This window comes from Massilia sp. NBRC 108631, from assembly GCF_059704565.1.
Window position 1 is genome coordinate 136,414 of the sequence record NZ_BAAKJE010000213.1, and the last position, 6,131, is coordinate 142,544.

Here is a 6,131-nt window from a genome sequence, read left to right on the forward strand (position 1 = left end):
CGAGGTCTCGTTTCATGATAGTTCTCTCTTTGTGCGCTTAGTTATGCAGCTTGACGCCGAAGCGCAGCGCAATGCCGAGGCCCACGGCCACCAGCGTAATGTTAATGAAGGACAGCGCCGCCACCAGGTCGGTCGACCCGCCGGCCCACAGCGACACCAGCATGGCGCCGATCACCTCGGTGCCTGGCGACAGCAGGTACACGCCGGTCGAGTATTCGCGCTCGAAGATCAGGAACACCATCAGCCATGCACCGAACAGGCCGTACTTGATCAGCGGCAGGGTCACGTCGCGCGTCACCTGGCCGCGCCTGGCGCCCACGGCGCGTGCCGCCTCTTCCAGTTCCGGGCCCACCTGCAGCAGCGCGGTCGAAATCAGCCGCATGCCGTAAGCCAGCCACACCACCGAGTACGCCAGCCACACCGCGAAGATGGTGGAGCGCAGCGAACGCAGCGCCGGCACCAGGTGCTCGCTCAGCCACAGGGCCAGGCCGTTGTCCATGCCCTTCAATATGCCGTCCAGCCAGGAAGGCACGAACAGGAACACCCACAGGAAGGCCAGGCCAGCCAGCAGGCCCGGCACGGCGCGCGGCACCAGCACGCTGTAGTCCAGCGCGCGGGTGATGCCGTCCGGCTTGCGGTGCATGGCCAGCGCGATGGCGCTGTAGCAGGCCACGGCCAGGCCGCCGCCGATCACGCCGATCAGCACTGTGTTGACGATGCCGCGGATCAGCGAAGGTTCGGCCAGGATGTCGCGGAAGTGGTTCAGCGTCAGCACGTCGGCCAGGTGCACGCCCTCGCCCCAGTACTGCACAAAGGAGCGCAGCACGATGCCGGTCAGCGGCATGACGATGGTGAACAGCAGCCAGGCGGCCAGCAGGCCGAAGGCCAGCCACTTCCACTTACCGAGCGGCATGGCCTTGCTGCGCGCACCCTTGCCCTTGATGGACACGTACTTGTTGGCCGACTTGAGCAGCCAGCGCTGTATCATCACCAGCGGCAGCGTCACCATCACCAGGCACACGGCGACGGCGGCCATCAGGTGGTAGGACGGGGTGCCCAGCTTGTTGGTCAGCTTGTACAGGTAGGTCGGCAGCACCAGGTGGCCTTCCGGGTCACCCAGCACCAGCACCAGGCCGAACACTTCGAAGCCGAGGAAGAACACCAGCACGCCGGCATAGGCCAGCGCCGGCATGATCATCGGCAGCGACACGTTCACCATCACCTGCAGCGGCGAGGCGCCGGCCACGCGGGCCGCCTCCTCCACGTCCGAGCCCAGGCTTTTCAGGGCGGACGAGGCGTACAGGTAGACGTGCGGCACGTGGGTCAGGCCGGCGATGATGACGATGCTGGTGAAGGAGTAGATGTTCCACGGCACGAAGCCGAGCAGCTCCTTGGCCCAGGTGGAATAGAAACCCACCGGCCCCATCGACACCACGTAGCCGAAGCCCATCACCATCGGCGAAACGAAGATCGGCACCAGCAGCATCGGCGCGATCCAGCCCCGGCCCGGCAGGTCGGTGCGTATCATCAGGAAGGCCAGCGCGCCGCCCAGCGGCACGGCGATCAGAGTCAGGCCGGTGGCCAGGGTCAGGCCGTTCTTGAAGGCCATCGCGAAGTCCGGGTCGTCGATGATGAAACGGTACGCGTCCAGGCCGAGCACCTTGTCCGGCATGAAGAACGGCGCCGACAGGAAGCTCTGGTAGAAGATCAGGAACAGCGGCAGGAAGATGGCGATCGCGGTCAGCGTCACCACCACTCCGCGCGGCCAGTTCAAGCTTCGGCGGCCGCTGCCGCTGATGCTGGATGGGGTCAATGTTTGCATGATAGTGCCTCGGTTTTCAGCGTGCTGGGCTTACTTCTTGCCCGCGGTTTCTTTCCACTGCTTCAGGAAGGCCATGCGCTTGGCCGGCCCCAGGAACTGCAGCACGATGGGGTGCACCGGCACCGGCTTGACGTTGTCCTTGCCGATCTGCTTGATCAGGTCGGCCGACGTGGTTTCACCGGTGACGTCGGCGCGAATCGCGTACAGCTTGGAGTCGTTGGCGATCACGGTCTGGCCGCGCTGCGACAGCATGAAGTCCAGCCACAGCTTGGCCGCGTTGACGTTCTTGGCGGCCTTGTTGATGAACATCACGCGCGACAGGATCAGCGTGTAGTCCTTCGGCAGCACCACGCCGATCGACGGATCGGTCTTGGCGCGCACCAGCGCGTAGGAGCCCAGCACGTTGTAGCCGATCAGGTTTTCACCCGACGAAATGCGCTCCATCATGGTGCCGGTGGACGACTGCACGCGCACCTTGGCCACACCGAAGGCGTTTTCCAGTTCGAGGAACTTGGGATTTTCGCGCGCGTCCTGGGTCATGAACATGAAGCCGACGCCGGATTTCTCGATGTCGTAGGTGGTGACCTTGTCCTTGAACTTGGGTTGCTGGATCAGCCTGGTGAAGTCGGCGTGCGTCTGCGGCACTTCCTTCGGGTCCACCAGGCGCTTGTTGTAGACGATGGCGGCCGGCTCGAAGGTGGTGCCGTAGGCCTGGTCGTCCCACATGGCCCAGCCCGGGATCTTCGGCGCTTCGACCGATTTGTATTTCATCGCGTGGCCATCCGAGGCCAGGCGCATTTGCAGGTCCATCGCGGAGGACCACACCACGTCGGCGGTGTTGCCGCCGGCGGCCGCTTCGGAGATGAAGCGGTTGTAAACCTCGGTGGAATTCATGTCGTTGTACTCGACCGAAATGCCGGGATACATGGCGCTGAACTCCTTGATCAGCGGCTGGGTCGCCTTGCTGTCGGTGGCGCCATAGACCACCAGCTTGCCCTCTTTTTTCGCGCCGTCGATCAGCTTCTGGTAGTCGGCCGGGTAGCCGGCGGGTACTTGTGCAAAAGCTGCGGACGCGACGAGGGAGGCCGCGACGGCCAGGGTCGATTTGATGAACATGTGAGTCTCCAGTTAAGTTGGTTTTTTGTAGCTAGCTTGCTTAGCGCACCAGGCCGAATTCGCTGGCGCGCTTGCCGTAGTCGTCCACGGCTTTGCGCACATGGTCGGCGAGCGCATCGCCGGTCAATACGAAGGGATACAGGCCGTAGGCTGCGCGGGCCTCGGCAAATTGGGGGGTCGCCATCATGCGGTCGAACAGCCGTACCCACTGGCGGTAGTCCTCCTCGGGCACGTGGGGCCCCATCCACACGCCGCGGATGATGGGCCAGACCACGTCCACGCCCTGCTCGCGCGCGGTGGGCACGCCCGCCAGAACGCCTGGCAGGCGCTGTTCGGCCAGCACCGCCAGCACGCGGGTCTTGCCGTTGCCGGCGTACAGCGTGGCCTCGGACGCGTCGCCCGACACGACGTGCACATAGCCGGCGTCCATCGCCGTGAAAGCCTCGCCGCCGCCTTCGAGCGCCACGAAGCGCAGCACCTTCGGGTCCACGCCGGCGGTGCGCATCACCAGCGCGATCTTCAGCCAGTCCTGGCTGCCGATGGTGCCGGACACGCCGATCAGCACTTTCTCTGGATGCTTCTTCAGCGCCGCCACCAGGTCGCCCAGCGTTTTGTAGGCCGAGTCGGAACGCACGGCGATCATGCCGTAGTCCGCGCCCAGCGCCGCCACCCAGCGCACGTCGTCCGCCTTGGCCTTGCCGAACTTGCCCTGCGCCAGATTGAGCAGCGAGCCGCCCGAGAACACCACCAGCGTGTTCGGGTCGGCGCGCCGCCGCGTCATCAGCGAATGCCAGGCCACCGCGCCTATGCCGCCGGGCACATAGCTGATGTGCACGTCGCGCGGGGCGCCGCCGGCCAGCGCCTGCAATCCCTTCTGCGCCAGCTTGCAGGTCAGGTCCATCGCGCCACCCGGCTTGGACGGCACGATGCACTCGACGCGGCCCGGCACGGCGGCGGCAGGCCTGGCCGGCTTGGCTGCATCGGCCGCAGCGGCGCCCGCCGTCGCCAGCACGGCAAGCGAGAACAAGAAGGAGGACAGGGCTTTCATGGCTGGGGTTCCGTAGCTGAAGTTCCGTGCGCTTAGAAGCGGTGCTGGATGCCGGTGACCACGCCGCGCTGGTTGGTGTCGAAGCCGGCGTCGTCGCGCGACAGGCCGGTCAGCTGGCCGTTCTTCGACTTGGCGTAGGCCGCCGCCACGTATACGTCGGTGCGCTTGGACAGCGCGTAACGGTAGCGCGCCACGAACATGGTCGGATCGGCATCCTTGCCGGCGGCGACGTTCTTCACGTTCACGCGGTACACCGCGCCGGTGAGGGTGGTGTTGGGGATGCCCTTGTAAGCCACGCCGGTCCACCATGTGGTGGCTTTCACGTCCGCCGTGGCGGCCTTGCCGGACACCAGTTTGTAGTCGCGCATCACGCCCCAGACCTTGAACGGGCCGGTTTCATAGCTGGCGCCCAGGTGGTAGACGGTGTTCTCGTCGCGGTTGCCGGTGACGGCCACGGTGTTGCCATTGATGCGTTCCCAGGTCGCCATCAAACCCAGGCCGTTGGCGGCGTAAGCCACGTTGCCCGCCACCTTGCGGCTGTCGGACTGGCCGGTGGTCTGCTCGCCCATGCCGTAGGTGGCGCCGTATTTGAAGTTGCCGGTGCTGCCGGTGTACTTGATCAGGTTATCGAAAGCCGTGGTGAAGCCGTACTTGCCGGGGCCGGTAGCCGGGCCGCTGGTGGCCCACGAGTAGTAAGGCGCGAAGCCCATCGGATCGTAGGAGATCACGGTGTCGTACACGGAGGTGAAGGAGCGGCCGATGACCACGCGGCCGAAGCTGCCCTCCAGGCCCACGTTGGCCTGGCGCTTGAACAGCGGGCCGTCCTGGGCGCCGCTGTCGAGCAGGATGCCGCCTTCCAGCTGGAACACCGCTTTCAGTCCGCCCCCCAGGTCCTCGGTGCCGCGCAGGCCCCAGCGCGACGTGTTCATGCCGCCGGAAATCACGCTGGTCTTGGAACCCCCGGTCGGCGTGGCGTTGGAAGCGCTTTCGACGCCAGCGTCGATCAGGCCATAAACCTGCACGTTCGACTGCGCGTGGGCCGCGCCGGCCAGAGCGCAGGCTGCCGCCGCCATCGCCAAAGTGGACTTCTTCATGGGTGTCTCCTATAGATATAATTGTTGGTGATATGCCTGATCACTGAAATCAGGGCTCCACTATAGGTTTCACTTCCTTTCAATTCTCTTTCACTGCGAATTCACTGCGAATCTTGTCGTCATGTCACCACAAGGAATTTACTTTTGGCGGCGCGGCGAGGAAGATGCAGGCCTGAGCATACACCGGGCAACACCAATATCATGCGCATCCTCCTCGTTGAAGACCACATCGAACTGCAGCACTGGCTGGCCAAAGCCCTGCGCGACTCCCATCTGACCGTGGAATGCGCGGACAACGGCGCCGACGCCGACGCCCTGCTGCACACGCAGGAATACGCGCTGGTGATCCTCGATCTGACCTTGCCGCGCATGGACGGGCTGGAGGTGCTCAAGCGCCTGCGCGCGCGCGGCGGCCCGCGCGGCAAGACCCCGGTGCTGATCCTGACCGCGCGCGGCGGGCTGGAAGAACGCGTGCAGGGCCTGAACCTGGGCGCCGACGACTACCTGGCCAAGCCGTTCGAACTGGCCGAACTGGAAGCGCGCGTCAAAGCGCTGCTGCGCCGCAGCGTGGGCAACGAAGCGCTTGTGCACAGCTGCGGCGCGCTCAGTTTCGACACCATCACCCGCATGTTCAGCTACCACGGCGCCGCGCTGGCGCTCACGCCGCGCGAGCACGCGGTGCTGGAAGCGCTGATCAGCCGCAGCGGGCGCGCCGTGTCCAAGGAAAAGCTGTTCGACGAAGTGTTCGCGCTGGCCGACGACGCCAACCTGGACGCGATCGACCTGTACATCCACCGCGTGCGCAAGAAGCTCGAAAGCAGCCTGCCGGGCGCCGCCGCCATCACCACCTTGCGCGGCATCGGCTACCTGCTGCAACCGCGCGAGCCGGCCGAGTAATGGACCGCGAGCGCGCATCCGGCCCGCCGGCGCAGGCCGCCACCCCATTGGGCAGCCTGCGCGGCCAGCTGATGCGCTGGCTGCTGGTGCCGCTGATCTTCCTGATGGCGCTGGACGCGGTCTCGGTCTACCGCAACGCGCTGGACGCGGCCGA

General features: G+C 65.5%; 5 protein-coding genes. 1 reads left to right on the forward strand and 4 read right to left on the reverse strand.

What is annotated here, in order from left to right; genetic code table 11:
* Nucleotides 1–37 precede the first annotated feature (37 nt).
* The 4 genes from AC6H42_RS23455 to AC6H42_RS23470 are packed head-to-tail and all read right to left on the reverse strand — an operon-like array spanning nt 38 to nt 5,080.
* The gene (locus tag AC6H42_RS23455; RefSeq protein ID WP_497549062.1) at nt 38–1,822 is read right to left on the reverse strand and encodes an ABC transporter permease; all 1,785 of its coding nucleotides are present in this window, start codon (nt 1,820–1,822) and stop codon (nt 38–40) included.
* A gap of 30 nt (nt 1,823–1,852) precedes the next feature.
* Nucleotides 1,853–2,938 carry an ABC transporter substrate-binding protein gene (locus AC6H42_RS23460; RefSeq protein ID WP_057156032.1) on the reverse strand — a complete coding sequence of 362 codons (1,086 nt, stop codon included), beginning with the start codon at nt 2,936–2,938 and terminating at the stop codon, nt 1,853–1,855.
* A 40-nt stretch (nt 2,939–2,978) separates the two neighbouring features.
* Nucleotides 2,979–3,986: a tripartite tricarboxylate transporter substrate binding protein gene (locus AC6H42_RS23465; protein WP_082551875.1), complete on the reverse strand. Its 1,008-nt coding sequence runs from the start codon at nt 3,984–3,986 to the stop codon at nt 2,979–2,981.
* A gap of 32 nt (nt 3,987–4,018) precedes the next feature.
* Nucleotides 4,019–5,080 (reverse strand): porin, encoded by a 1,062-nt coding sequence (locus tag AC6H42_RS23470; protein WP_497549063.1) that lies wholly within the window; start codon nt 5,078–5,080, stop codon nt 4,019–4,021.
* 201 nt (nt 5,081–5,281) lie between these two features.
* On the opposite strand from AC6H42_RS23470, the gene AC6H42_RS23475 reads away from it, so the two are divergent.
* Complete coding sequence (locus AC6H42_RS23475; protein WP_057156034.1) at nt 5,282–5,977, forward strand: response regulator; 696 nt, start codon at nt 5,282–5,284, stop codon at nt 5,975–5,977.
* Nucleotides 5,978–6,131 lie beyond the last annotated feature (154 nt).